Annotated in this window: 22 protein-coding genes; 17 read left to right on the plus strand and 5 right to left on the minus strand. The window is 73.5% G+C overall.

The features are described 5' to 3' along the window. Positions 1-5: 5 nt before the first annotated feature. Positions 6-1,664, minus strand: coding sequence for a glutamate--tRNA ligase (locus tag ACFQ79_RS15420; RefSeq protein WP_383583283.1), 1,659 nt, complete (start codon positions 1,662-1,664; stop codon positions 6-8). Positions 1,665-1,860: 196 nt separating this feature from the next. On the opposite strand from ACFQ79_RS15420, the gene ACFQ79_RS15425 reads away from it, so the two are divergent. The 13 genes from ACFQ79_RS15425 (at position 1,861) to hemL (ending at position 16,760) form a co-directional block, all read left to right on the plus strand. Beyond that, complete coding sequence (locus ACFQ79_RS15425) at positions 1,861-3,096, plus strand: MFS transporter (RefSeq protein WP_383583286.1); 1,236 nt, start codon at positions 1,861-1,863, stop codon at positions 3,094-3,096. Then, positions 3,093-4,010 (plus strand): TIGR03619 family F420-dependent LLM class oxidoreductase, encoded by a 918-nt coding sequence (locus tag ACFQ79_RS15430; protein WP_383583289.1) that lies wholly within the window; start codon positions 3,093-3,095, stop codon positions 4,008-4,010. The genes ACFQ79_RS15425 and ACFQ79_RS15430 overlap by 4 nt, the downstream gene beginning before the upstream one ends. 32 nt (positions 4,011-4,042) lie before the next feature. Continuing rightward, complete coding sequence (locus tag ACFQ79_RS15435; protein ID WP_383583292.1) at positions 4,043-5,113, plus strand: LysR family transcriptional regulator; 1,071 nt, start codon at positions 4,043-4,045, stop codon at positions 5,111-5,113. A gap of 217 nt (positions 5,114-5,330) precedes the next feature. Then, positions 5,331-6,260, plus strand: coding sequence for a DMT family transporter (locus tag ACFQ79_RS15440; protein WP_383583295.1), 930 nt, complete (start codon positions 5,331-5,333; stop codon positions 6,258-6,260). 105 nt (positions 6,261-6,365) lie between these two features. After that, complete coding sequence (locus ACFQ79_RS15445) at positions 6,366-6,980, plus strand: LuxR C-terminal-related transcriptional regulator (RefSeq protein ID WP_383583298.1); 615 nt, start codon at positions 6,366-6,368, stop codon at positions 6,978-6,980. Positions 6,981-7,180: 200 nt separating this feature from the next. After that, positions 7,181-7,600 (plus strand): 4-oxalocrotonate tautomerase family protein, encoded by a 420-nt coding sequence (locus ACFQ79_RS15450; protein ID WP_383583301.1) that lies wholly within the window; start codon positions 7,181-7,183, stop codon positions 7,598-7,600. A 205-nt stretch (positions 7,601-7,805) separates the two neighbouring features. Then, positions 7,806-8,627 carry an arylmalonate decarboxylase gene (locus ACFQ79_RS15455; RefSeq protein WP_383583304.1) on the plus strand — a complete coding sequence of 274 codons (822 nt, stop codon included), beginning with the start codon at positions 7,806-7,808 and terminating at the stop codon, positions 8,625-8,627. Continuing rightward, a complete protein-coding gene (locus tag ACFQ79_RS15460) occupies positions 8,624-9,931 on the plus strand; it encodes an FAD-dependent oxidoreductase (protein ID WP_383583307.1) in 1,308 nt (435 codons plus the stop codon). Before ACFQ79_RS15455 ends, ACFQ79_RS15460 begins: the two co-directional genes overlap by 4 nt. After that, positions 9,900-10,700, plus strand: a complete 801-nt coding sequence (locus tag ACFQ79_RS15465) for an aspartate/glutamate racemase family protein (protein ID WP_055599433.1) — start codon at positions 9,900-9,902, stop codon at positions 10,698-10,700. Before ACFQ79_RS15460 ends, ACFQ79_RS15465 begins: the two co-directional genes overlap by 32 nt. Positions 10,701-10,872: 172 nt before the next feature. Next, entirely contained in the window at positions 10,873-11,892 is a 1,020-nt protein-coding gene (hemB, locus tag ACFQ79_RS15470; RefSeq protein ID WP_229314555.1) for a porphobilinogen synthase, read from the plus strand. A 4-nt stretch (positions 11,893-11,896) separates the two neighbouring features. Further along, a complete protein-coding gene (gene hemA / locus ACFQ79_RS15475) occupies positions 11,897-13,402 on the plus strand; it encodes a glutamyl-tRNA reductase (RefSeq protein ID WP_383583310.1) in 1,506 nt (501 codons plus the stop codon). Next, positions 13,399-15,462, plus strand: a complete 2,064-nt coding sequence (locus ACFQ79_RS15480) for an acetate--CoA ligase family protein (RefSeq protein ID WP_383583312.1) — start codon at positions 13,399-13,401, stop codon at positions 15,460-15,462. Before hemA ends, ACFQ79_RS15480 begins: the two co-directional genes overlap by 4 nt. Continuing rightward, positions 15,459-16,760, plus strand: a complete 1,302-nt coding sequence (gene hemL / locus ACFQ79_RS15485) for a glutamate-1-semialdehyde 2,1-aminomutase (RefSeq protein ID WP_383583314.1) — start codon at positions 15,459-15,461, stop codon at positions 16,758-16,760. Before ACFQ79_RS15480 ends, hemL begins: the two co-directional genes overlap by 4 nt. A 246-nt stretch (positions 16,761-17,006) precedes the next feature. Here hemL and ACFQ79_RS15490 read toward each other — a convergent pair whose 3' ends face one another. Then, positions 17,007-17,423, minus strand: a complete 417-nt coding sequence (locus ACFQ79_RS15490) for an organic hydroperoxide resistance protein (RefSeq protein WP_383583316.1) — start codon at positions 17,421-17,423, stop codon at positions 17,007-17,009. 152 nt (positions 17,424-17,575) lie between these two features. On the opposite strand from ACFQ79_RS15490, the gene ACFQ79_RS15495 reads away from it, so the two are divergent. Next, positions 17,576-18,664 (plus strand): CaiB/BaiF CoA transferase family protein, encoded by a 1,089-nt coding sequence (locus tag ACFQ79_RS15495; RefSeq protein WP_383583318.1) that lies wholly within the window; start codon positions 17,576-17,578, stop codon positions 18,662-18,664. Positions 18,665-18,699: 35 nt separating this feature from the next. Here the strand turns inward: ACFQ79_RS15495 and ACFQ79_RS15500 are convergent, their stop codons facing one another. From ACFQ79_RS15500 to ACFQ79_RS15510, 3 genes are all read right to left on the minus strand, one after another. Next, complete coding sequence (locus ACFQ79_RS15500) at positions 18,700-19,344, minus strand: response regulator (protein WP_383583319.1); 645 nt, start codon at positions 19,342-19,344, stop codon at positions 18,700-18,702. Next, positions 19,335-20,537 carry a sensor histidine kinase gene (locus ACFQ79_RS15505; RefSeq protein WP_383583321.1) on the minus strand — a complete coding sequence of 401 codons (1,203 nt, stop codon included), beginning with the start codon at positions 20,535-20,537 and terminating at the stop codon, positions 19,335-19,337. The genes ACFQ79_RS15500 and ACFQ79_RS15505 overlap by 10 nt, the downstream gene beginning before the upstream one ends. Positions 20,538-20,629: 92 nt before the next feature. Next, positions 20,630-21,301, minus strand: a complete 672-nt coding sequence (locus tag ACFQ79_RS15510; protein ID WP_383583323.1) for a DedA family protein — start codon at positions 21,299-21,301, stop codon at positions 20,630-20,632. Positions 21,302-21,553: 252 nt separating this feature from the next. Between ACFQ79_RS15510 and miaB the strand changes: the two genes are divergently transcribed. The 3 genes from miaB to ACFQ79_RS15525 all read left to right on the plus strand — a co-directional run bounded on the left by miaB (position 21,554) and on the right by ACFQ79_RS15525 (position 24,293). Next, positions 21,554-23,083: a tRNA (N6-isopentenyl adenosine(37)-C2)-methylthiotransferase MiaB gene (gene miaB / locus ACFQ79_RS15515; RefSeq protein ID WP_383583325.1), complete on the plus strand. Its 1,530-nt coding sequence runs from the start codon at positions 21,554-21,556 to the stop codon at positions 23,081-23,083. Between the two features lie 28 nt (positions 23,084-23,111). Continuing rightward, positions 23,112-23,390, plus strand: coding sequence for a hypothetical protein (locus tag ACFQ79_RS15520; RefSeq protein ID WP_383583327.1), 279 nt, complete (start codon positions 23,112-23,114; stop codon positions 23,388-23,390). A 69-nt stretch (positions 23,391-23,459) separates the two neighbouring features. Then, positions 23,460-24,293, plus strand: a complete 834-nt coding sequence (locus ACFQ79_RS15525; RefSeq protein ID WP_383583329.1) for a hypothetical protein — start codon at positions 23,460-23,462, stop codon at positions 24,291-24,293. Positions 24,294-24,354: the final 61 nt, after the last annotated feature.

Here is a 24,354-nt window from a genome sequence, read left to right on the forward strand (position 1 = left end):
CCGCCTCACCCCGCCACGGCGGTGAGGCGGCGCAGCACCTCGTCCCGGCCCAGCGCGCGGGCCACCGCGTACAGGTCGGGGCTGCGGGTGGCGCCCGTGAGCGCGACCCGGATCACGTTCGCGACCTCCCTCGGCGGACCGGCCCAGCGCTTCGGGTCCCGGCGCCAGGAGGCCGTGTCAGGGGCGTGTCCGTGCCGCCCCGCCAGCGCGCGGAGCGCGCCGTACCACTCGTCGGGCGTGGCAGTGCCGCTTCCGACGGTGAGGTCGGCGGCGAACTCTCCGGCGATCCGGCGCACGAGGTCCGGTGCCAGGCCGCCGTAGCGGTCGTCTTCGGCCGCCGGAGGCGGGCCGAAGAGCTCCGCGAAGAAGAAGCCGTAGCGGTCGCGGAAGCAGGACCAGCGGTCCAGGTCCTTCCGGGCCGGCGCGCCCTCCGGACGCCCCGCCGCCACCGCCGCGAGGGCGAGTCGCCGCTGCCGGGTGAGGACGGACCCGAGCTCGGGGTCGTACTCCTCCGCCCAGGCGAGGAGCTGGCCGTACAGCTCGTCGGGGGTGAGCGAGGCGATGAACTCCCGGCTGAGGGAGTGCAGTTTGGGCAGATCGAGCAGCGGACCCGAGGGGCGCATGCCGTCGAGCCGGACGGGCGCGGCGAGCGCCTCCGCCGTGGGGACGTCCATGAGCCGGATGTTGGCGAGACCGCGCAGATAGTGCTGGACCGCGGCCGGCGGATATCCGGCGGCCAGGTAGTAGTCCACCGAGGCCTCGGGGTCCTTGCGCTTGCTGAGCTTGCGCCGCGAGGGCCCCTCGGCCTTCATCAGCGGCGCCAGATGCGCGTACGCGGGCGGATCGAAGCCGAGCGCCGCGTGGAGCTGGAGATGGACCGGCGTCGAGGACAGCCACTCCTCGCCGCGCACCACCAGCGACACCCGCATCAGGTGGTCGTCCACGACATGCGCGAAGTGGTAGGTCGGCAGCGGGAGTTCCTCCTGCGAGGACTTGAGCAGCACGATGTCGTTGCCGTTGTCCTGCATGGTGACGGCGGCGCGGATCCGGTCGGTGAACCTGACCCGGCCGGGGAACTCGTACGGGCAGCGGAACCGCACGACGTACGGCTCACCGGCCGCCGTCCGGCGGGCCGCCTCCTCCGGCGCCAGCGTCCGGCACGGCGCCCACCGGCCGTAGTAGCCGATCGGCGAGCGTCCCGCGCGCTGCTCCTCCGCGCTGCGGGCCAGCCGGTCCTTGTCGCAGAAGCAGGGATACGCGCGGTCCCGCCGCAGCAGTTCGCGCACATGGCTGAGGTAGACGTCCCGGCGCTCCGACTGGAGGTACGGGCCCCACTCCCCGGCGCCGTTCACCCCGCCCTCGTCGGGTGCGAGCCCGAAGGCCGCGAGCAGCCGGGAGAACTCCTCCGCGGCCCCGGCCACTTGGCGTGACCGGTCGGTGTCCTCGACGCGCAGCACATGCACACCATCCGACTGGTGGGCCAGGGCTCGCGCCACGGCCGCCGTGTAGAGGCCGCCGATGTGCAGATGCCCGGTGGGGCTCGGGGCGAAGCGCGTCACCTCGGCCCCCTCCGGCAGGGTGCGCGGCCGGAACCGGCGCTCCCAGTCGGCCGGTTCCGGGAGATCGGGCGGGAACATCGCGTTGATGACGGACAGGTCGAGCACGGTGGACTCCCTCCTGGGGTTCCTCGATCGATCCACCGTAGGCCGGTGACCGGCCGATTCGAGACGGGCGGGGGCGCGAGGCTGCGGGACTCCGAACCCTCTTCGGCGCTGCGGGCCCCGAGCGGAGCGCACGGTCAGTAGCGTCCTGAGGGCCGTTCCGTACGAACGGGCGGACGCGGAACGGAAAGGGGGTGCGATGGGCGGCACGCGTGCGGTGGCCCTGCTCGCGCTCGGCTCCTTCGCCATGGGGACCGACGCCTACGCGATGGCGGGACTGCTCCCGGACATCGGCACCGACCTGCGGGTCTCCGTCTCCCTCGCCGGGCAGTCCGTCACCGCCTTCACCCTCTGCTACGCCCTGGCCGCGCCGCTGTTCTCGGCCGTCCTCGCCCGCTGGGGGACCCGCACGGTGCTGGTGACCGCGCTCGTGGTCTTCGTCGTCGCCAACGCCGGGACCGCGCTGACCGGTTCGTACGCCGGACTCCTCGGCACCCGCGCCCTGGCCGGCGCCGCGGCGGGCCTCTTCACCCCGGCGGCGGCCACCGCGGCCGTCGCGCTCGTACCGCCCGAGCGGCGCGGCCGGGCCCTCGGCCTGGTGCTCGGCGGAATGAGCGCGGGGACGGTCCTCGGCGTGCCGCTCGGACTGCTCGTGGCCGCCGAATCGGGCTGGCGCGCCGCCCTCTGGCTGATCACCGGCCTCGGAGTGGTCGCCCTGGCCGGGGTGGGCGCCGCCCTCCCGCCGGTACGCGGGGCCGCGGCGCCCTCGCTGCGGGCCCGGTTCGGCGCCCTCGCCCGACCCCGGGTCGCGGTCGTCGTCGCCGTCACCTTCACCCAGACCGTGGCCAGCCTCGGGCTCTACACCTATCTGGAACCGGTCCTCCACCGGGTCGCCGACATCGGCAGCGCCGTTCCGTACCTCTGGGTCTGGGGCATCGGCGGGGTCTGCGGCAGCCTCCTCGCCGGGACCCTCGTCGACCGGACGGGGAGGCCCGCCCTGCTCGCGGTCGCCCTGCTCGGCACCCTCGGCGCCGCCCTGGCCCTGCTGCCGTGGGCCGGAGCCGTACCCGGCCTCGTCCTGCTGCCCCTCATCCTGTGGGGCGCGGTCGGCTGGGCCTTCGTCGTGCCCCAGCAGCATCGACTGCTCGCGCGGGAGGGGGAGGGAGGAGCGGCCGCCGTCGGCCTCAACAGCTCCGCCACCTATCTGGGCGGCGCCGTCGGCTCCGCGCTCGGCGGCCTCGCCCTCGCCCACGGGCTCGACGCCCGCTGGCTCCCGCTCCCCGCCGCCGGGGTCGCGCTCGCGGGAGTCCTCTTCCACCTCACCGCGGTGCGCGCGCTCGCCAAGCGCGAGGCCGGGGCCGGACACCGTGACAAGGACAGGACCGGAGCCGCGGGCGCGACCGCGGCCGAGGCCCTGGAAAGGAACACGCCATGAAATTCGGCGTCAATCTGCCCAACTACGGGCCCGAGGCCACCCCCGACGCCCTCGCCGACTGGGCGCTGCGGGTCGAGTCGATGGGCTACCACTACGCGATGGTCTCCGACCACGTCGCGCTCACCCCGGACGTGCAGCACCTCTTCCCCGCCCCGTTCTACGACCCCTTCGCGACCCTCGCCTGGCTCGCGGGCGTCACCAGGACCGTGGGGCTCGGGACGACGGTGACGATCCTCCCGTACCGGCATCCGGTGCACACTGCCCGTGTCGCCGCCAACATCGACCGGTTCAGCAACGGCCGGCTCGTCTTCGGCGCCGCCGCCGGCTGGGCCGCCCGGGAGTTCGCCGTCCTCGACGTCCCGTACCGCAAGCGCGGGGCGATCAGCGACGAGTACCTGGCCGCGATCAAGGCCTGCTGGGCGACCGAGGTGGCCTCGTTCGACGGCGCCCACGTCTCCTTCCGCGAGGTGCACACCGGGCCGCTGCCCGTGCAACGGCCCGGCCCGCCCGTCTGGGTCGGCGGCCACAGCTACGGCGCGCTCCGCCGGGCCGTCCGGCTCGGCGACGCCTGGCACCCCACCTCCGTCTCCGGCGACTGGCTCCTCGGCGTCGGGCTGCCCGCGCTCCGCCAGGTCGCCGAGGAACACGAGCGGCCCGTCCCCGACCTCTGCCCCCGGATCAAACTCCGCGTCACCTCCCGGCCGCTGGGCCCCGGACGGCTGCTCGGCGAGGGCACCCGGGGGCAGATCGCCGACGACCTCGGGCTCCTCCAGGACCTGGGCGCGCGGGCCGTCGTCCTCGACCCCACCTACCCGGGCGACCGGCGCGAGGCCGGACGCACCGCGCGTGACCTCGACGTCCTGGAGACACTGGTCAAGGAGGTCATCGACGTGGACGCCGGCTGCGTACGATGATCGAACGGCGGCAGCGGGAGGGGGCGCGCGACATGACCGATCCGGACCTGCGGAAGCTGCGGGTGCTGAGGGAACTCAGCGAGCGCGGCACCGTCAGCGCGGCCGCCCAGGCCCTCCACCTCACCCCCCAGGCCGTCTCGCAGCAGATCAGCGCCCTGGGACGCGAGTTGGGCGTTCCGCTCACCGAGCCGTCCGGTCGCCGGCTGCGGCTCACCGGGGCGGCGCGGATCGTGCTGCGGCACGCCGAAGCCGTCTTCACCCAGGTCGAGCAGATGCGCGCGGAACTCGCCGCCCACCAGAGCGGCGAGCGGGGCGAGGTGGCCGTCGCAGGCTTCTCCACCACCCTCTCGGCGCTCATCCTGCCCGCCGTGGCCCGGCTGCGGGAGACCCGGCCGCTGCTGCGGACCTCGCTGGCCGAGGTCGACCCGCCGGAGAGCTTCTCCCTGCTCCAGCGCGGGGAGACGGACGTCGTCATCTCCGCGGACACGACCCGGCCCGCGGGGGACACGACCCGGCCCGCGCGGGACTCCGGGGGCTCGGGGGGCCCGGAGGCCTCGGAGCGCTCCGGGGGCGACGGGACTGACGGCGGCGGCCGCCGCTACGGACCGGGTGACGGCCCCTCGGGCGCCGCCGCGCCTTCCGACAGCCGTTCCGAGGGGCGTTTCGACGGGCGGTTCCACCGGGTCGTGCTCTGCGACGACCCCTTCGACATCGCCCTCCCCGCCGGCCACCGGCTCCTCGACAGCGAACGGCTGCTCCTCGCCGACCTGGCCGACGAGACCTGGATCTTCGCCACGACCGGCCTCTGTCACGACATCGGCGTCGCCGCGTGTACGGCCGCCGGGTTCACCCCGCAGGCCTCCCACGCCATCGGCGACTGGGACGCCACGCTCGCGGCGGTGCGGCTCGGCCTCGGGGTGGCGCTCGTGCCGCGCCTCGCCAAGCCGGTCCCTCGACCGGAGGTGACGATCCGCCGGTTCAGCGAGCGGGCGCCCTCCCGAACGGTGTTCGCGGCCGTACGCGAGGGCAGCCAGACGTCCCCCGAGATCGCCGCCGTCCTCGACGCGCTGCGGACGGCGGCCAGGGCGGCCGTCGCCGGCTGAGCGTCCACCCCGGGCGAACCCTGGCGCGCCGCCGCCGACCTGCGGGAACGCGATTCGCCACGGCTCGTGGACGGTACCGTCCAGCAGACGTTGCTGGACCCGTCCGACCGCCGGTGCGAGGCTCGATCCCGTACCGCGGAGAGCTCCGCGCGTCCTCCTCACCTTCCTTTCCAACTCCTTGCCGAGCCTTGTCTGCCTTCGGAGAGCGGGAACACCCATGTCCAAAGCCACCTACACGCGGCTGGCCGCGCTGAGCCTCATCTGGGGCTCCGTCTTCCTGTGGATCAAGATCGCCGGGTACGGCTTCTCACCCGTGCAGATGGTGCTGATCCGGCTCGCCCTCGGGGCCGTCGTCATCCTCGCCATCGGTTACGCCAAGGGGCTCCGGCTCCCCAAGGAGGCCGCCACCTGGGGCCATCTGACCGTCGCCGCGCTGCTCGGCAACGCCATCCCGTGGACCCTCTACGCCGAGGGGGAGATCGAAGGATCGAGCAGCGTCGCCGCGGTCGTCAACGGCAGCGCCCCGATCTGGACCCTGGCCGCGGCCCTGCTGCTCGGCCAGGAGAAGCGGGTCTCCGGCTTCAAGGCCGGCGGCGTGCTGCTCGGCCTCGGCGGCACCGCGCTCATCGCCTCGCCCTGGAACTCGTCCTCGGCCGGGACCGGTTGGAGCATCCTCTGCTTCGTCCTCGGCTCCATCAGCTTCGGCGCCAGCTTCGCCTACATGGGCAAGTACCTGGTGGGCAAGGGCATTCCGCCCCTGATGCTCGCGGGCGGACAGCTCAGCGCCGCCACCGTCCTCCTCCTGGTCGCCTTCCCCTTCCTGGGCCTCCAGACCATCACCTGGCGCACCGACTCGGTGATCTCCGTCCTCATCCTCGGCGTGGTCTGCACCGGCTTCGCCGCGCTGCTCAACTTCGAGCTGATCATCAAGGACGGGCCCACCGTGGCCTCCACGGTCACCTATCTGATGACCGCCGTGGCCGTCGTCCTGGGCGCCGTGGTCCTCGACGAGCCCCTCGGCTGGACCGTGTGGCTCGGGGCGGTGGCGGTCCTCGCGGCCACGGGCCTGCTCCGGCGCAAGCCGCGCCCGGCGCCCGAACCGGCGCCCGAGGCCGCCCCCGTACCGACGGCAGCGGCGGCCGATTAGCCGCCCCATTCCCTCAGGAAATGCCGGGCCGCCGCCCGCAACATTGTGTTCATTCATGGGGCGGGTGATGGGTGGTAGCGTCACGAGTGGAAACACCCGGCCTTTATGGGGGAGTCGTACGTGGCTTTTGTGGTCGAACTCGTTTTCCGTGGCAATGAGACGGACCGGTTGAGTTTCGGAGAGGCTCACCGGACCTATTGGAAAAGGATGGCCGCGCGCGGCATCCTGCTCGGCGGCGGCCCCTGGCGGGACGGTACCGGGGAACTCCTGGTCTGTGAGGCCAGGGACCGCGGCACCCTCTTACGGGTCCTCTACGCCGACCCCTACGCCCAGGCGCAGGTCATCGGAGAGTTACGGGTCCGTGAATGGAACGCGGTCATGGGGCACGTGGTGCTCGCCGGTCTCGAGCGGTCCACCGGTGGTGCCGGGACCCATGAACGAATACGCGGGGGCGTCGTTGCGCCCGCCCCGCCGGCCGTCCGCGAGGTGGCCGCCGTACGCGAGGACGTCGCCGTCCGTGAGGACCTGACCGCCCACGAGCGGCGCATCGCCACCATGATGCTCGACGGCCTGACCAACAAGCAGATCGCCGAGTCGTTCACGGTGTCGACCCGGGCCGTGGAGCTGCACATCACGCGCATCTACCGCAAGCTCGACATCCGCAGGCGCGCCCAACTGGCCGCTGCCATCGACCGGTTCGAGGCGGCGCTGGCCTGCTGATCTTCCGCCGCACGGGCGCCCGCCCGCACTGCGCCGGCCTCGGCCCGCAACCGTGCCCGCCGTCCGCCCGCACCGTGCCCGCCCCGGGTCCGCCCCGGGTCCGCCCCGGGCCCGCGCCTGTGCCCTCGCTTCTGTCTGATCCCGGGTCCCTTCCGGTACCCGTTCCCGTTCCCGTACGTCATAGCTTGGGGGAGTTCGTCATGCCGCTTGTCGAGATAACCGTTCCCGAGGGCACCCTGTCCGAGGCCGCCGCGGAGGTCCTGCAGCAGCGGGTCGCCGACTCCGTGCTGACGGCCATGGAGCTGCCCCGCACCGACTTCTTCGCCGCCGCCACCTGGGTCTACGTCCGTGAGGCCGCCAAGGGGTTCGCGACCACGGGGGCCGGCACCGCCCCGGGCGTCCTCGTCGTGGTCACGCCCCTGGAGGGCTTCCTGACGCCCGAGCGCAACGAAGCGCTCTCGGTCGAGGTCACCCGGCACGTCCAGGAGGCGACCACGCCCGACACCGTCGTCTGGCTCGTGGTGAACGAGATCCCGGAGGGGAACTGGGCCGTGAACGGCGGACTGACCCGGCGGGCGAAGATCGACGAATTCGTCGCCGAGGCCGCCAGGGCCCGCTGAATTCCGTCTCGGTTTCCGTTTCCGTTCCGCTGCGGTTTCCGTTTCGGCATTCGGACGTCTCGGCGCCGCACCGTATTCACGGTGCGGCGCCGTTGTTCTGCCGGGTGATGAATCCGGCCACGGGTGCGGAATCCCGTATCGATGTGCGGTCCGTTCCGCTCGTACGGTGATGTCAATGGCACCGGCGGATGGGAGTGACTCGCTCATGGCTCTGCATTCGGCGCCGCGACTCGGTGTGGTGGTTCCTTCGGGGAACGCCGCGGCCGAACCCGAGATCGGCAGCCTCGTCAGCCCCGCATTCAATGTCCACACCTCACGCTTCCCGGTCCTTCCCGGAAAAGACCTCCGCGGCCGGCTCGAGAAGTACAACGACGTACTCCCCGATGTACTGGGGAATTTCGGTGGCCTGCGTCTCGACGCGGCCGTCGTCTCCTGCACCGGCTCGCACTACCTCCTCACCCCGGACGGCGACCGTGCCCTCTGCGCGGAGCTCTCCGAGCGGGTGGGAGCCCCCGTACGGTCGGCGGCGCTCGCCATCCTCGACACGGCGCGTGCGGTGGGCGCCGAGCGGCTGGTCCTGATCTCGCCGTACGAGCCCTGGCTCACCGAACTGTCGCACGCCTACTGGCAGTCGGCCGGACTCGCCGTCGACCGCGTGGTCAAGATCCGGGCCGGCGCCCGCTTCTCCCCGTACGACGTGACCACCGAGGAGCTGGTCGCCCAGGTGCGTGAGGCCGAACTCCCCGAGGACGCGGCCCTGTTGTTCACCGGCACCGGCATGTTCACCTTCGACGCGCTCGCCGAGCTCGGCCGGGACGGCGGGCACACCCTGCTCACCTCCAACCTGGCGAGCGCCTGGTGGGCCCGGGACACCCTCGGCCTGCCGGCCGAGGGTCCGGACGCGCACCCGCTGCTTCGCCGGCTCGCCGAGCGGACCGGCACGCGGGCCGCCGCTCCGGGCACCGGTCACGCCGCCACCCCCGGCGGCGGCGCGGCCGCTCGCGACGCCGCCGTGGCCGTGTCGTGAGCGGCGATACCGCCTCCCACGGGCCGGTCGCCGTCGTCGGCGCCGGGCCCGTGGGGCTGACCGCCGCGCTCGTCCTCGCCCGGACCGGTGTCCGCGTCACGCTCCTGGAGTCCCGGGAGACGCTGGCCACCGAGTCCCGCGCGTCCACCTTCCACCCCTCCACCCTCGACCTCCTCGACGAGCTCGGCGTCGCCGCCGCGCTGCGCCGCCAGGGCCGTACCGTCGACCGCGTCCAGTGGCGCGACCTGGACGGCCTCGTCCACGCCGAGCTGGACTACTCCGTGCTCGCCGGGCACACCGGTCACCCGTACCGGCTCCATGTCGAACAGGCCAGGCTCACCCCGCTGTTGCTCGCCGAGCTGACGGCCACCGGTCTCGCCGACCTGCGGTTCGGGACCACCGTCACCGGGGCCGAACACCTCGGCGGCGGGGGCATCGGCGGTGGGGACATCGGAGGCGGAGGGAAGGGCGGCGGGACCGGCGGCGGGGTGCTGCTGCGCACCAAGGACGCGGCGGGGCGGGTCACCGCCACCCGCCACCCGTACGTCCTGGCGGCCGACGGCAGCCGCAGCCTGCTCCGCGAGCTCGCCGGGCTCCCCGGCACCGCCGAGGAGTACCCGGACTACGCGCTCCGCGTGGTCACCGGGACGCCGCTCGACGAGCTGGTTCCCGGGCTCGCCCCGCTGTCCTACGTCCGCGACGCCCGGGCCTCGTTCAGCGCCCTGGGCATGCCCGACCACTGGCGGCTGATCTTCCGGATCCCGCGCGGCACGGACCGTGAGGCCGTCCTCGCGCCCGAAGCGGTACGGGCCAGGGTCGAGCAGGCCCTGCCGGGCGCGGCAGGGAAGGCCGTCAGGATCGCCGACGCCCACACCTACCGGCTCGCGCGGTTCCTGCTGCCGCGCTACCGGGCCGGCCGGGTGCTGTTCGCCGGGGACGCGGCCCATCTGACGTCCACCGCCGGCGGACTGAACATGAACTGCGGAATCCACGACGCCGTGGATTCGGCCCGGGCCCTCGCCGCCGTCCTGCGGGGCGACGCCCCCGGCGACGCGGCGCTCGACGCGGCCCTCGAACGGCGCCGCTCCGTCGTCGAGACGGCGGTCATCCCGCGCAGCGAGGCCCGCACGGCCGGACTGGACAGCGCGGACGAACTCCCGGCCCGGCTCGCCTCGTTGCGGCGCACCGCCGCCGACCCCCGAGCCGCCGTCGACTACCTGCTCAAGGCATCACTTCTCGACGTCGCACCACGACCACTGAAAGGTGACGCACATGCGGATCTGGTTTCACAAGCACACCGTTGAGGGACGTCTGCCGCTGCTCGACCAGTGGTACCGCGAGCACCTCGACGCGATCGCCGCACCCGGCACGACCATCGACATCAAGACCCTGCCGGCCGACACCTACCCCGACGCCACGCCGTTCGGGCTCGTCGGCCACCACTCCGCCCAGGTGCTCTTCAGCCGCCACTTCTCCGAGTCCGCGCTCGTCGCGGAGCGCGAGGGCTACGACGCCTGGGTGATCGCCGCAGGCCAGGACCCCGGCCTGCGCGACGCCCGCCACCTCGCCTCCATCCCGACCCTCGGCTACGGAGAGACGGCCTTCTTCCTCTCGGCGCTCACCGGGCAGCGCTTCGGCGTCCTCGGCTTCATGCCGCCCCTCGAAGAGCCCATCCGGGCCAACATCCGGCAGTACCGCCTGGAGTCCTCGCTCAGCTCGTACGAGGTCGTCCCCGGCGGCTGGGACTCCGTACACCGCTCCCTGGAAGGGGACTTCGACCAGTTCGTCGAGGTGTACTCGGCGGCCGCCGAACGTGCCGCGCGGGCCGGTGCCGAGGTCATCATCCCCGCCGAGGGCATCCCCAACGAGATCCTCTGGCACCTCGGCATCCACGAACTGCACGGCCTGCCCGTCGTCGACCCGGCCGGGCTCGCCGTCAAGCTCGCCGAAACCCTCGTCCAGCTCGGCGAGTTGAAGCTCTTCCAGCGCAGCGGGCACGGCTACTGGTTCAGCCGCCCGGACGAGCCCGTCGCCAAGCACCTGGAGCAGGTGTTCCTCGGCGAGGCCCTCTAGGAGATGCCGTGTCCGCCGCCTTGTGCGCCCTCCTCGGCCCGTCTCCGTCCTGCGCGCCGGCTCCGCACCGCGCCCGGTCCGCCCGCCGCGCCGCCCCGGCCACGCCTGCCGCTCCGCCTCCGCCTGCCGCTCCGCCTCCGCACGCCGCCACGCCCTCGAAGGAGTCACGCTCATGACGTACGACGCCTACGGCCGCAACACCGCGGCCACCGACCCCGCCGCCCCTTACTACCGCCCGCGCCGGCTGCGCCGCACGCCCGCGCTGCGCCGGTTCGCCGCCGAGACCCGCGTCGGCCCCGCCAACCTCGTGCAGCCCCTCTTCCTCCGCGAGGGCCTCACCGAGGCGCGGGAGATCCCCTCCATGCCCGGCGTCTTCCAGCACACCCGTGACACCCTCCGCAAGGCCGCCGCCGAAGCGGTCGCCAACGGGGTCGGCGGGCTCATCCTCTTCGGCATCCCCGAGCACAAGGACCCCACCGGCACCGGCGCGGTCGACCCGGACGGCATCCTCCAGGTCGCCCTCCGCGATGTCGTCGCCGAGGTCGGCGACTCCACCGTGATCATCGGCGACATCAACCTCGACGAGTACACCGACCACGGCCACACCGGAGTCCTGGACGCCAACGGCGACGTCGACAACGACGCCAGCATCGAGCTGTACGCCCAGGCCGCCGTCGTCCAGGCCGACGCGGGCGCCCAGATCGTCGCCCCCAGCGGCATGATGGACGGCCAGGTCCGCCGCATCCGCGAGGCGCTCGACCGGGCGGGCCACCAGTCCGTGGCGATCCTCGGCTACTCCGCCAAATACGCCTCGCACTTCTACGGCCCCTTCCGGGACGCCGTCGAGTCCACCCTGCGCGGCGACCGCAAGGGCTACCAGCAGTTCCCCGGCAACATCCGCGAGTCCCTCCTGGAGGTCTCGCTCGACGTGGCCGAGGGCGCCGACCTGGTGATGGTGAAGCCCGCCCTCGCCTACCTCGACATCGTCCGGCTCATCGCCGACCACGTGCAGGTGCCCGTCGCCGCCTACCAGGTCTCCGGCGAGTACTCCATGGTCGAGGCGGCCGCCGCCAAGGGCTGGATCGACCGCGACCAGGTCGTCCGCGAGAGCCTGGCCTCCATCCACCGCGCGGGCGCCACGCAGATCATCACCTACTGGGCCTCCGAGTTCGCCCAGACGCTGGACCGGTGACCCGGTGAGCCCGTCCTCCACCATGCTGGTCCTCGGCATCAGCCATGCCAGCGCCCCGCTCGACCTCCTGGAGAGACTCGCCGGCACCGACCGTCCCGCCGAGGACCTCGTCTCCGACGTCACCTCCGTCGACGGCATCGACGCCGCCGTCGTCGTCTCCACCTGCAACCGCCTGGAGATCTACGCCGAGACCCGGGGCGGCCCCACCGGCTTCGGTGACGCGGGCGAACCGGCGAGCGCCGGCGAACTGACCGGCCTCGGACGGCTGTTCGCGGAGCACACCGGCGTCGACCACGACGAGATCGCCCCGCACCTCTACAGCCACCACGCCGACGGAGCCGTACGCCATCTGTTCGCCGTGGCCTCCGGACTCGAATCGGTCGTGGTCGGCGAGGACCAGATCCTCGGCCAGGTGAAGCTCGGCCTCGAACGGTCCCAGCGGCTCGACCGCACCGGCCGGGTCCTCGCCAAGGCCGTGCAGACCGCCCTGCGCGTCGGCAAGCGGGCCCGCAACGAGACCGGACTCAACGAGGCGGGCCGCTCGCTCGCCACCGCCGGACTCGGCTTCTTCGAGCGCCGGGTCGGCTCCCTGCACGGCAAGACCGCCCTGGTCATCGGCGCGGGCGCCTTCGCCGGGGTCGTCGTCGCCGCGCTGCGGCGCTCCGGCCTGGAACGGGTGCACGTCGCCAACCGCACCCCGGAGAAGGCACAGCGGCTCGCCGAGACCACCGGGGGCGTCGGGTACGACCTGACGGACCTGCCCGCCCTGCTCACCGAGGTGGACGTCGTCGTCGGCGCCACCGCCGCCACCGGCCACCTCGTCTCCGCCCGGGACGTCGAGGAGGCGCTCGCCGCCCGGGACGGCCGGGAGCTGTTCCTGCTCGACCTGTCCCTGCCGCACAACATCGCGCCCGGCGCGGCCGAACTGCCCGGTGTCACCTTCGTCGACCTCCGCCGGATCGCGGAGGAGGGCCAGGAGGACGAGATCTCGGCGGCCAGCGTCCAGGCCGCGCACGAGCTGATCGACGCGGAGGTCGAGCAGTTCCGCACCGGACTGCGGCTCGCCGGCGCCAAGCCGGTCCTCACCGCGCTGCGGACCGCGGCCACCGAGGCCGCAGAGGCCGAACTCGACCGGCTCGCACGCCGGTTGGACGGCATCGACGGGATCGACGGCACGGTGCGGCGGGAGATCGACCGCAGCGTGCGGCGCATCGTCGACAAGGCGCTGCACCAGCCCACCGTCCTGGTGCGCGAGCTGGCGGCCGACCCGGACGGCGCCCGGCACATCGCCGCCTTCACCCGCCTCTTCGCGGCGGCGGACGCCGAGAGCGGCGCGGTGAGCCCCGCCGTGAGCACCACCCCGAACGACCCGAGCCCCCCGCACGCACAGGACCCCCAGCGTGCGCAGCACGACCCGAACGCACAGCACGACCCGAACGCACAGAACCCCCCGCATGCGCGGAACGACCCGAACGCACAGAACGAGACGAAGATCGAGGCCATCGCATGAGTGACATCTCGGCTCTCTGGGAAGCCGAATCCATCGCCGTCATCGGCGCCAGCGAGCGCCCCGGCGCCCTGGGCCGCAAGCCGCTCGACTACCTCCTCCGGTACGGCTACAAGGGCCGCATCCTGCCGGTCAACCCGCGCTCCCCGGAGATCCTCGGCGTCCCCGCGTACCCCAGCGTGAAGGACGCCCCGGGCCCCGTCGACCTGGCCCTGATCATGGTCTCCGCCGAACGGGTCGCCGGCGCCGTCGACGACTGCGTGGCCGCCGGCGTCAAGCTCGCCGTCATCGCCTCCTCCGGCTTCGCCGAGACGGGCGAGGAGGGCGCCCGTCTCCAGGACGAGATCGTCGCCAAGGCCCGCGCCGGAGGCCTGCGGATCATCGGCCCGAACTGCATCGGCGCCGTCGGGTACGAGAACCGCGTCCTCGCCACCTTCAGCCCCCTCTTCGGCGCCGAGTCCGTGCCCTTCGAGCCCGGCACCCTCGCCTTCGTCAGCCAGAGCGGCGCCCTCGGCTTCGGGGCCGCCAGCCTCGCCCTGGAGCGGGGCCTGCGCCCCGGCTGGGTCGTCAGCACCGGCAACGACGCCGACGTCACCGCGCTCGAAGTGCTCCGCGAACTCGCCGCCGTCCCCGACGTCACGGGCCTGCTCGGCTACCTGGAGGACACCCCGGACATCGGCACCCTCCGCGAACTGGCCGGCTCCGGCAAGCCCGTGGCCCTCCTCAAGTCGGGCCGCACCGAGGCCGGCGGCCGGGCCGCCGCCTCGCACACCGGCGCCCTCGCCACCGACGACCGCGTCCTGGACGCGGCCCTGCGCGGCCTCGGCATCGTCCGCGTCGACGACATCGACGAACTCCTCGACGTGGCACGGGTCTTCGAGTCCGAGCGGCGCCCCACCGGGAACCGCGTCGCCGTGGTCACCACCTCCGGCGGCTCCGGCATCCTCGCCGCCGACGCCGTCGGGGCCCACGGCCTGGAGCTCAGTGCCCTGGAGCCGCGCAGCAAGGAGGCGCTCGCCGAGATCGTCCCCGCCTTCGGGGCCATCGACAACCCCGTCGACATCACGGCCACCGTCCTCAGCGACCCCTCGCTCTTCGACCGCTCCCTCGACGTCCTGATCGCCGACGACACCGTCGACATCATCGTCGCCGCCTTCTGCGTGATGGCGGGACCCGATGTCGAGAAGGCCGTCAACGCCCTCTCCCGGGCGGCGGAGAAGGGCGGCAAGCCCATCCTCGTCGCCCGCACCGGCGCCGACTTCCTCGCCCCCGACGCCCCGCGCGACCTGCGCGAGGCCGGGCTCCCCGAGTACCCGACACCGGCCCGCGCCCTGCGCGCCGCCGCCGCCCTCTGGGAGGTCAGCCGCCCCCGTACCCTGCCGGACGCCCCGCGCCCCGGGACCGTGCCCGGCCCCGGCGCCGAGGCCACCGAGCCCGAGCTGAAGCGGCTCCTCGCCGAGGCCGGGATCGCGGTCCCGAAGGGCCGTATCGCCGAGGACGCCGAGGACGCGGCCCGCGCCGTGACCGAGGTCGGCGGTACGGCGGTGCTCAAGGCCGTCGTACCCGGCCTGCTCCACAAGACCGAGGCCGGGGGAGTGGAGATCGGCGTCACCGCCGACACCGCGCCCGAGGTCCACGCCCGCCTCGCCGCCCTCGGCGGACAGGTGCTCGTCGAGGAGCTGATCGACGAGAAGGGCGAGGGCGTCGAGCTGATCGTCGGCGTCCACACCACCGACCTGGGCCCGGTGCTCACCGCCGGTCTCGGCGGGATCTTCACCGAGGTCCTGGACGACGTCGGCCACCGGCTCCTGCCCCTCGCCCCGGGCGAGGGGGCCGAACTCCTCGCCGGACTGCGCGGCGCGAGGATACTCGGCGGGGCGCGGGGACGGGACGCGGTGGACATCGAGGCCGCCGCCGAACTCCTCCACAAGGTGGGCGAGTTGGTGCAGGACTGGCCCGCCGGCTTCGCCCTGGACCTCAACCCGGTCCGGGTCCTGCCGAAGGGCGCCGTCGTCCTCGACGCGGCCCTCGGCTTCGAGGCCCCCGAGGAGGCCGGGCGATGAGCGGCGCAGGGACCGCGAGCAGAGCGCTCTTCGAGCGGGCCCGCCGGGTCACCCCCGGCGGCGTCAACTCCCCGGTGCGCGCCTTCGGGGCCGTCGGCGGCACCCCGCCCTTCATGGCCTCGGCCCAGGGCCCGTACCTCACCGACGCCGACGGCAACGAGTACGTCGACCTGATCTGCTCCTGGGGCCCGATGATCCTGGGCCACCGGCACCCGGCGGTCGTCGAGGCGGTCACCCGGGCCCTGTCGCTCGGCACGTCCTTCGGCGCGCCGTCCACCGGGGAGGTCGAGCTCGCCGAGGAGATCGTCGAGCGGGTCGCCCCGGTCGAGCAGGTCCGCCTCGTCAGCTCCGGGACCGAGGCGACGATGTCGGCGATCCGCCTCGCCCGCGGCTTCACCGGACGCGGCAAGATCGTGAAGTTCGCCGGCTGCTACCACGGTCACGTGGACGCGCTGCTCGCCTCGGCCGGCTCGGGCCTCGCGACCTTCGCGCTCCCCGACACACCGGGTGTCACCGGAGCCCAGGCGAGCGACACGATCGTCCTGCCGTACAACGACCTGGCCTCCGTCGAGAAGGTCTTCGCCGAGATCGGCGACGAGATCGCCGCCGTGATCACGGAGGCCGCCCCCGGCAACATGGGCGCGGTCCCGCCGCTGCCCGGTTTCAACGCGGGCCTCAAGGAGATCACTTCACGGCACGGGGCGCTCTTCATCTCCGACGAGGTGATGACCGGCTTCCGCGCCAGCCGCTCCGGCTGGTACGGGCGGGACGGCGTCGCCCCCGACCTGCTGACCTTCGGCAAGGTCATGGGCGGCGGCTTCCCGGCGGCGGCCTTCGGCGGCCGCGCCGACGTGATGGCCCACCTGGCCCCGACCGGGCCCGTCTACCAGGCGGGCACGCTCTCGGGCAACCCGGTCGCCACCGCCGCCGGGCTCGCCACCCTCCGGCACAGCACCTCCGAGGTGTACGAGCGGCTCGACGAGGTCTCGACGACGCTCGGCCGCGAGGTCTCGGCGGCGCTGACCAAGGAGGGCGTGGCCCACCGGGTCCAGTACTCCGGCACGATGTTCTCGGTCTTCTTCACCGAGGACGAGGTCGTCGACTTCGACGGCGTCCGCGCCACGGAGTCGTACCGCTACACGCCCTTCTTCCACGAGCTCCTGCGCCGCGGCGTCTATCTGCCGCCCTCGCCCTTCGAGGCCTGGTTCATCTCGGCCTCGCACGACGACCGGGCGGTGAGCCGGGTGGTCGAGGCCCTGCCGGCGGCGGCCGCGGCGGCCGCGGCGGCGAGGCCCTGACGGCGGGCAGCGGACGAGGGACGAGAGACGAGGAAGGCCCCCGTGGCAGGACCACGGGGGCCTTCCCCTTCGTGTCCGTACGGATGCACACCCGGACGGGTTCACGCGGGTACGGATTCATTCGGGTACGGATTCACACGGGTACGGATTCGATCCCCGCACGCATTCGCAGCGGAACGGATGCGCATCGAAACGGGAAAACGGATGCGCATCGGTACGGTTGCGAGGCGCGTTACGCGTGACGCGTTACGAGGCGAGGTTGACCCGCACCTCGACATTCCCCCGTATCGCCTTCGAGTACGGGCAGCGCCCGTGCGCCGCGTCGGCCAGTCGACGGGCCTCGTCGGCGTCGAGCCCGGGAATGCCGACGGTGAGGACGACGGACAGATGGAATCCGCTGTCCTCCTTGTGGAGGGCCACCTCGGCGACGACCGTGTCGTCCGTCAGCGTGACCTTGGACTCGCGCGCGGAGACCCGGAGCGCGCTGTGGAAGCAGGCGGCGTAGCCGGCGGCGAAGAGCTGCTCGGGGTTGGTCGCGGTGCCGGACCCTCCCACGGCCTTGGGGCTCGACAGCGGAAGGTCGAGCAGCCCGTCGGAGGAGCGCACGGCGCCGTTGCGCCCGTCTCCGGTGGAGGTGACCTCGGCGGTGTAGACGACGGCCATTTCGTCATGCCTTTCGACATCGGGAAAGGGGGAATTCCCCCAGTCTCGGGCGCGGCCGAATTCCGGACGCTACGGATCTCCGCAGTCCCTTCCCGCACCCTCCGGAATAGCGTGGAAAGCATCACAGACCGTTGGACACGAGGGAGTTGGCCATGGCGGGACCGCTGACCGGAGTACGCGTACTGGAATTCGCGGGCTCGGCACCGACGGCGTTCGTCGGAACCGTCCTCTCGGGGCTCGGCGCCGACGTCGTACGGGTCGACCGGGCGCCCGGAAGCACCACCGGCCCCGACGAGCCGCGCCCGGCGGAGAACCCGCTCTCCCGCGGCCGCCGTTCGGTCGCCCTCGACCTCAAGAGCCCCGAGGGCGTCGAGCAGGCCCTGTCGCTCGTCGAGCACGCGGACATCCTGGTCGAGGGCTTCCGCCCCGGCGTCGCCGACCGGCTCGGCATCGGGCCGGAGGCGGCCCACGCCCGCAACCCGCGCCTGGTGTACGGGCGGGTCAGCGGCTGGGGCCAGCAGGGCGAGTGGGCCGGCCGCGCCGCCCACGACCTGGCCGTCCTGGCCCTGACCGGGGCCCTGGACGTCGACCCGGCCACCGGGGACCCGGAGCTGCCGCCGACCGCGTACCTCTCCAGCTTCGCCGGCGGCGCCAACGCCCATGTGCAGGGGCTGCTCGCCGCGCTCCACGAGCGGGGGCGCTCGGGCCGGGGCCAGGTCGTCGACACGGCGCTCGCGGACGGCGCCGCCCTGATCTCCACACTGATCCACCAGTGGCGCGAGGTCCCCGGCAACCACACCGTCACCGACGCCCCGCACTACTCGCTCTACCGCGCCGCCGACGGCCGTCACCTCGCGGTCGCCGCCATCGAACCCCGGCTCTACCAGAACCTCCTGGAGCAGCTGGGCCTCACGGACGGCGGCCTCCCGGACCGCTCCGACGCGGCGGCCTGGCCCGCCCTGCGCGAGCTGATCGCGGCCCGCTTCGCGACCCGGGACCGCGAGCACTGGGTGAAGCTCTTCGACGCCGTGGACGCGGGAGTGGCCCCGGTCCTCACGGCGGCGGAGGCCGCCGCACACCACCAGCTCGCCGCCCGTGGGGCCTTCGTGGAGGTCGGAGACAGCGCCACCCTCCAGCCCGCCCCGCCCTCCCGTTTCGACCGCACGCCCGCGGCGGCCCCGGGCCGCGCGCCCCTCCCCGGCGAGCACACGGAGGAGGTCCTCGCCGAGTGGCGGGGGTGAGCACGGCCGGGAGCCGGGGCGGGTGACCGCCCCGGTCACGACTCCAGACAGCGGAGCACCGCGAGGATCCGCCGGCTGTAGCCGGTCGTCCGGGTCAGCTCCAGCTTGTCGAAGACGGTGTTGAGGTTCTTCTCCACCGAACTCAGCGAGAGGTGCAGCTTCTGCGCGATGGCCGCGTTCGTGTGCCCCTCCGCGAGCGCCTCCAGGACCGTCCGCTCCCGGGGCGTCAGCCGCGCGAGCGGATCCCCGTGGGTGGTCCGGACGACCAACTGCCGTACGACCTCCGGGTCGATGACGGCCCCGCCGGCGTGGATCCGCTCCAGCGCGTCGAGGAACTCCTCGACCTGGGCCACCCGGTCCTTGAGGAGATAGCCGATCCGCTCGGCGCCGGACGCGAGGAGCTCGGCCGCGTAGCGGCGCTCGATGTGCTGCGAGAGCACGAGCACCCCCACCTCCGGCCGGCGCTCACGGATCTCGACGGCCGCCCGCAGCCCCTCGTCCGTGTGGGTCGGCGGCATCCGGATGTCGACGACCACGACGTCGGGCCGCCGCTCCTCGACCTCCTTGAGCAGCGTCACCGCGTCCCCGAGTGCCGCCAGGACCTCGTGGCCCTCCTCGGCGAGCAGCCTGACCAGGCCCTCACGCAGCAGGGTCGAGTCCTCGGCGAGGATTACGCGCACGGCAGCTCCGCGGTGATGACGGTCGGTCCCCCGAGGGGGCTGTCGATGTGCAGCACGCCGTCGAGCGCGGCCACCCGGCTGCGCAGGCCGGTCAGCCCGCTGCCGGTCTCGCTCGCGCCGCCCGTGCCGTCGTCCTCGACCCGGACGGTGAGCCGCGCCCCGTCGAGGAGCACGCTCACCGCGATCGCCGAGGCGGAGGAGTGCCTGGCCGCGTTCGTCACGGACTCCGACACCACGAAGTAGGCGGCCGTCTCGACCGGCCGGGGCAGCGGCGCGGAGACCTGGAACCGGGTCCGCAGCGGGATGCCGCTGCGCTCGGCGACTCCGCCGATCGCCTCTTCGAGTCCCAGGCTGTCGAGCGCCGACGGATACACCCGCCAGGCCACCTCGCGCAGCTCGGTCAGCACGCCCCGGGACTCCTCGTGCGCCTGGAGCAGCAGCGCGTCGGCCTGCTCGGGGTGACGGCCGCGGCGGGCCCGCCCGATCAGCATGGCGAGCGCCACCAGGCGCTGCTGCATCCCGTCGTGGAGATCGCGCTCGATGCGCCGCCGCTCGGCGTCCACGGCCGCGACGACGGCGGCCCGGCTGGCCGCGAGTTCGTCGATGCGGCGCTGGAGCAGCTCCCGCTCGGAGGGACCGAAGCACTCACGGGCGGTCCGCGCGTCGAGCGCGGCCAGCGAGTGGAGACCCTGGACGTCGAGGAAGAGCAGCACACCGCCGAGCAGGACCTGGGTGAGCAGCTCGTCCCAGTCGAGCGTGCCCCGCCCCGCGCCGTACGCCAGGATGACGGCCAGGACGGCGCCGAGGACGAGCAGAGCGATCACGACCGCGCAGACCAGTCCCGTACCGGTGCGGACGGCGAGATAGCGCAGGACCTTCCGGTCCGAGGCCTTGTAGTGCCCGGGGAAGAGGTCGCCGAAGAAGACGGAACGGCGGACCCGTTCGAGGGTGACCAGGCGCCGGGCGCCGGCCCGCAGGATCTCCAGGGCGCCGGCGCGGGTGCGGGGCCAGAGCAGGAACGGCCCCAGGGCGGTACCGACGACGAGGAAGAAGAGGGCGCCGAGCAGCGCGGTCGCGCAGCCGAGGAGGGTCCCGAGCCCTCGGCGGGGCCAGGACGGGACGGTCGTACGGGTGGCGGGTCCGTCCCCAGCCGCGCCGTTCCCGGTACCCGCCGAACCCCCGTCCCCGTGCACGGGGCCCGACACTAACGCGCCCGCACGACCCGGGCAAGATCGCCAGGAGCGTGCGGGAAGCGGTGCCGTACCGGTGGGGCGGGAGCCTCGGGTCACGACACGCGCCGGTGCTGGGCGGCCCGGCCGCGGCCGCGCAGCCGGACCGCCACATAGGCCACGACGGCGACGGCGACCATGACGAGCACCGCCTTCGACAGGACACCCACGTACGTCTCGACGACGTCCCAGCGGTCGCCCAGCCAGTAGCCGGCCAACACGAGGACGCTGTTCCAGATGAGGCTGCCGAGCGTGGTGAGCATGACGAAGAGCGGCATCGGCATCCGCTCGACACCGGCGGGCACCGAGATCAGGCTCCGGAAGATCGGCACCATCCGCCCGAGGAAGACGGCCTTGGTGCCGTGCTCGGCGAACCACTCCTCGGTACGGACCAGGTCCGAGGGCTTCACCAGGGGCAGCCTCCGCCAGATCGCGTGCATCCGGTCCCGGCCGAAGAGCACCCCGATCCAGTAGAGCGCCACCGCTCCCACCAGCGAGCCGAGCGTCGTCCAGAAGAGGGCCGAGGCCAGGCTCAGCACCCCCTGACCGGCGGCGAAACCGGTCAGCGGCAGGATCACCTCGCTGGGCAGCGGCGGGAAGAGGTTCTCCAGGGCGATGGCGAGGCCGGCTCCGGGGCCGCCCATCGTGTCGACGAGGCCGGCGGCCCAGCCGGCGACGCCGTCGGCGGGCTGCTGGGCGATCGCCGTGGTCGTGAGGTCGAGGTGCATGAGCGGGACTCCAAGCCGGCCGGGAGGGTGCGGGGCGGGTGCCCCGCGCTTCTCCCTCGAACCTAGGAATCGCGGCTCAGCGCCGGTATGAGGGTTCCCACCCGGCCCGGTGCGGTTCTCCGTACGCCCGACCCTGAGGAAAACCGCAGGGTCGGCTGATGCCCGGCCCGGCTTCCGGCGGACGGCCCGGCTCCCCGGTCCGGCTCCCCGGTCCGGCCGGAGGCCCTCCGGGGACCGCCTACCCTTGGACGCATGACGAGCAGCAGCGACCGGAGCACCGCAGTGAGCGTTGACGGCACCAAGACCTATGAGATCCGCACCTACGGGTGCCAGATGAACGTCCACGACTCCGAGCGGCTCTCCGGTCTGCTGGAGGAGGCGGGTTACGTCAAGGCCCCCAAGGGCTCCGACGGGGACGCCGACGTCGTCGTCTTCAACACCTGCGCGGTCCGCGAGAACGCCGACAACAAGCTGTACGGCAACCTCGGCCGGCTCGCCCCCATGAAGACCACGCGCCCCGGCATGCAGATCGCCGTCGGCGGCTGTCTCGCGCAGAAGGACCGCGAGACGATCGTCTCGAAGGCCCCCTGGGTCGACGTGGTCTTCGGCACGCACAACATCGGCAAGCTGCCCGTCCTCCTGGAGCGCGCCCGCGTGCAGGAGGAGGCGCAGATCGAGATCGCCGAGTCGCTCGAGGCCTTCCCCTCGACGCTGCCGACCCGCCGCGAGTCCGCCTACGCCGCCTGGGTCTCGATCTCCGTCGGTTGCAACAACACCTGCACCTTCTGCATCGTCCCGGCCCTGCGCGGCAAGGAGGAGGACCGCCGTCCCGGCGACATCCTCGCCGAGATCGAGGCGCTCGTCGCCGAGGGCGTCTCCGAGATCACCCTGCTCGGCCAGAACGTCAACGCCTACGGCTCCGACCTCGGCGACCGCGAGGCCTTCTCCAAGCTGCTGCGCGCCTGCGGACAGATCGAGGGCCTGGAGCGGGTCCGCTTCACCTCCCCGCACCCCCGCGACTTCACCGACGACGTGATCGCGGCGATGGCCGAGACGCCGAACGTGATGCCGCAGCTGCACATGCCGATGCAGTCGGGCTCGGACTCGATCCTCCGGGCGATGCGCCGCTCGTACCGGCAGGAGCGTTTCCTCGGGATCATCGAGAAGGTCCGCGCGGCCATCCCGCACGCCGCCATCTCCACCGACATCATCGTGGGCTTCCCCGGCGAGACCGAGGAGGACTTCGAGCAGACGATGCACGCCGTGCGCGAGGCCCGTTTCGCGAACGCCTTCACCTTCCAGTACTCCAAGCGCCCCGGGACCCCGGCGGCCGACATGGAGGGCCAGATCCCCAAGGAGGTCGTGCAGGCCCGCTACCTGCGGCTCGTCGCCCTCCAGGAGGAGATCTCCTGGGAGGAGAACAAGAAGCAGGTCGGCCGCACCCTGGAGGTCATGGTCGCCGAGGGCGAGGGCCGCAAGGACGGCGCCACGGACCGCCTCTCGGGCCGCGCCCCCGACAACCGGCTCGTCCACTTCACCAAGCCGGACGAGGACGTCCGCCCCGGCGACGTCGTGACCGTCGAGATCACCTACGCCGCCCCGCACCACCTGCTCGCCGAGGGCCCCGTCGCGGCGGTGCGCCGCACCCGCTCCGGCGACGCCTGGGAGAAGCGCACCACCGCGGCCGCCGCGAAGCCGGCCGGCGTCCTGCTCGGGCTGCCGAAGATCGGGATCCCGGAGCCGCTCCCGGCGGCCGAGGTCCCGGCCTGCGGAAGCCACTGACACCCGTTCGTACCTGTGGGGGGAACGCATGGAGAAGTGGATCGTCTACGCGCAGTACGGATCGGGTGACTCCTACTTCACCGAGGTGGTCCATCGGGTGACCGGGACCCGGGACGACGCCCGGGAGGCGCTGCTCGCGGCCACCAGGACGTACCGCGAGCCCATGCGGGAGAAACGGCGCGAGGTCTACCGCATGCCCGGCGGCGACAGCTACCTGGTGATCGTCAAGGGCGCGGTGACGCTGACCGAGATCACGATGGGCATCGCCGAGCTGGTCCACGACTCGAAGGCCGGGGCGCCCGAGTAGCGGCGCGCCGCGGCGGACGGCGCGTCAGGGGGCCCGGCTCCGCGGGCCGGGCGCAGTAGGCTGCCGATCATGCTTGTCGCCGCCGCCGTCTGCCCCTGCCCGCCGCTCCTCGTGCCCGAGGTCGCGACCGGCGCCGCCCCCGAGCTGGCCGCCGCGCGGGCGGCCTGTACGGATGTCGTCGGGCTGCTCGCCGCGGCGCGCCCCGACCGGCTGTACGTCGTCGGGCCGGCCGACGAGGGCGCCCACGGCGTCTTCCCCGCGGGTTCCACCGGCTCCTTCGCGGGCTTCGGCGTCGACCTCTCCGTACGCCTCGGCGACTCCGTCCCTCCGGGCGCGGGATCGGCCACCACGGGCGCGGGATCGGCCACCGGCGGCGGTGGATCGGCCACCGCGGACGGGGGAACGGCCGCTCCGGGCGGGGCCCCGGCCGCCGGCGGCGAGCATCGGCCCGCCGCCGACCGTCCCCTGCCCGCCTCCCTCGCCGTCGCTGCCTGGCTCCTCGGCCGGGCCGCGTGGGCCGACGCGCCGATCGAGGGCCTCGGCGTCGACCCGACGGCGACGCCGGACGTCTGCGCCGGGATCGGCCGCGGCCTCGCCGACTCGGCCGAGCGGGTCGCCCTCCTGGTGATGGGCGACGGCAGCGCCTGCCGGACCGTGAAGGCCCCGGGCTACCTCGACGAGCGGGCGGCCGGCTTCGACGCGGAGGCAGCCCGCGCCCTCGGCGCGGCGGACGCGGCCGCGCTGCTCGCCCTGGAACCGGAGCTCGCGTACGAGCTGAAGGCGGCCGGCCGCGCCCCCTGGCAGGTGCTCGCGGGCGCCGCGCAGGGCGCGGACCTCGAGGGGCGGCTGCTCTTCGAGGACGCGCCGTACGGCGTCGGGTACTTCGTGGCCGCCTGGTCCTGACGGCCCCTGGTCCTGACGGCACCGACCTGCGGAAACGGCGGACGGCCGCGGAGCGAGCTGC

The sequence above is a fragment of the Streptomyces sp. NPDC056480 genome (assembly GCF_042795405.1).
GTDB lineage: Bacteria > Actinomycetota > Actinomycetes > Streptomycetales > Streptomycetaceae > Streptomyces.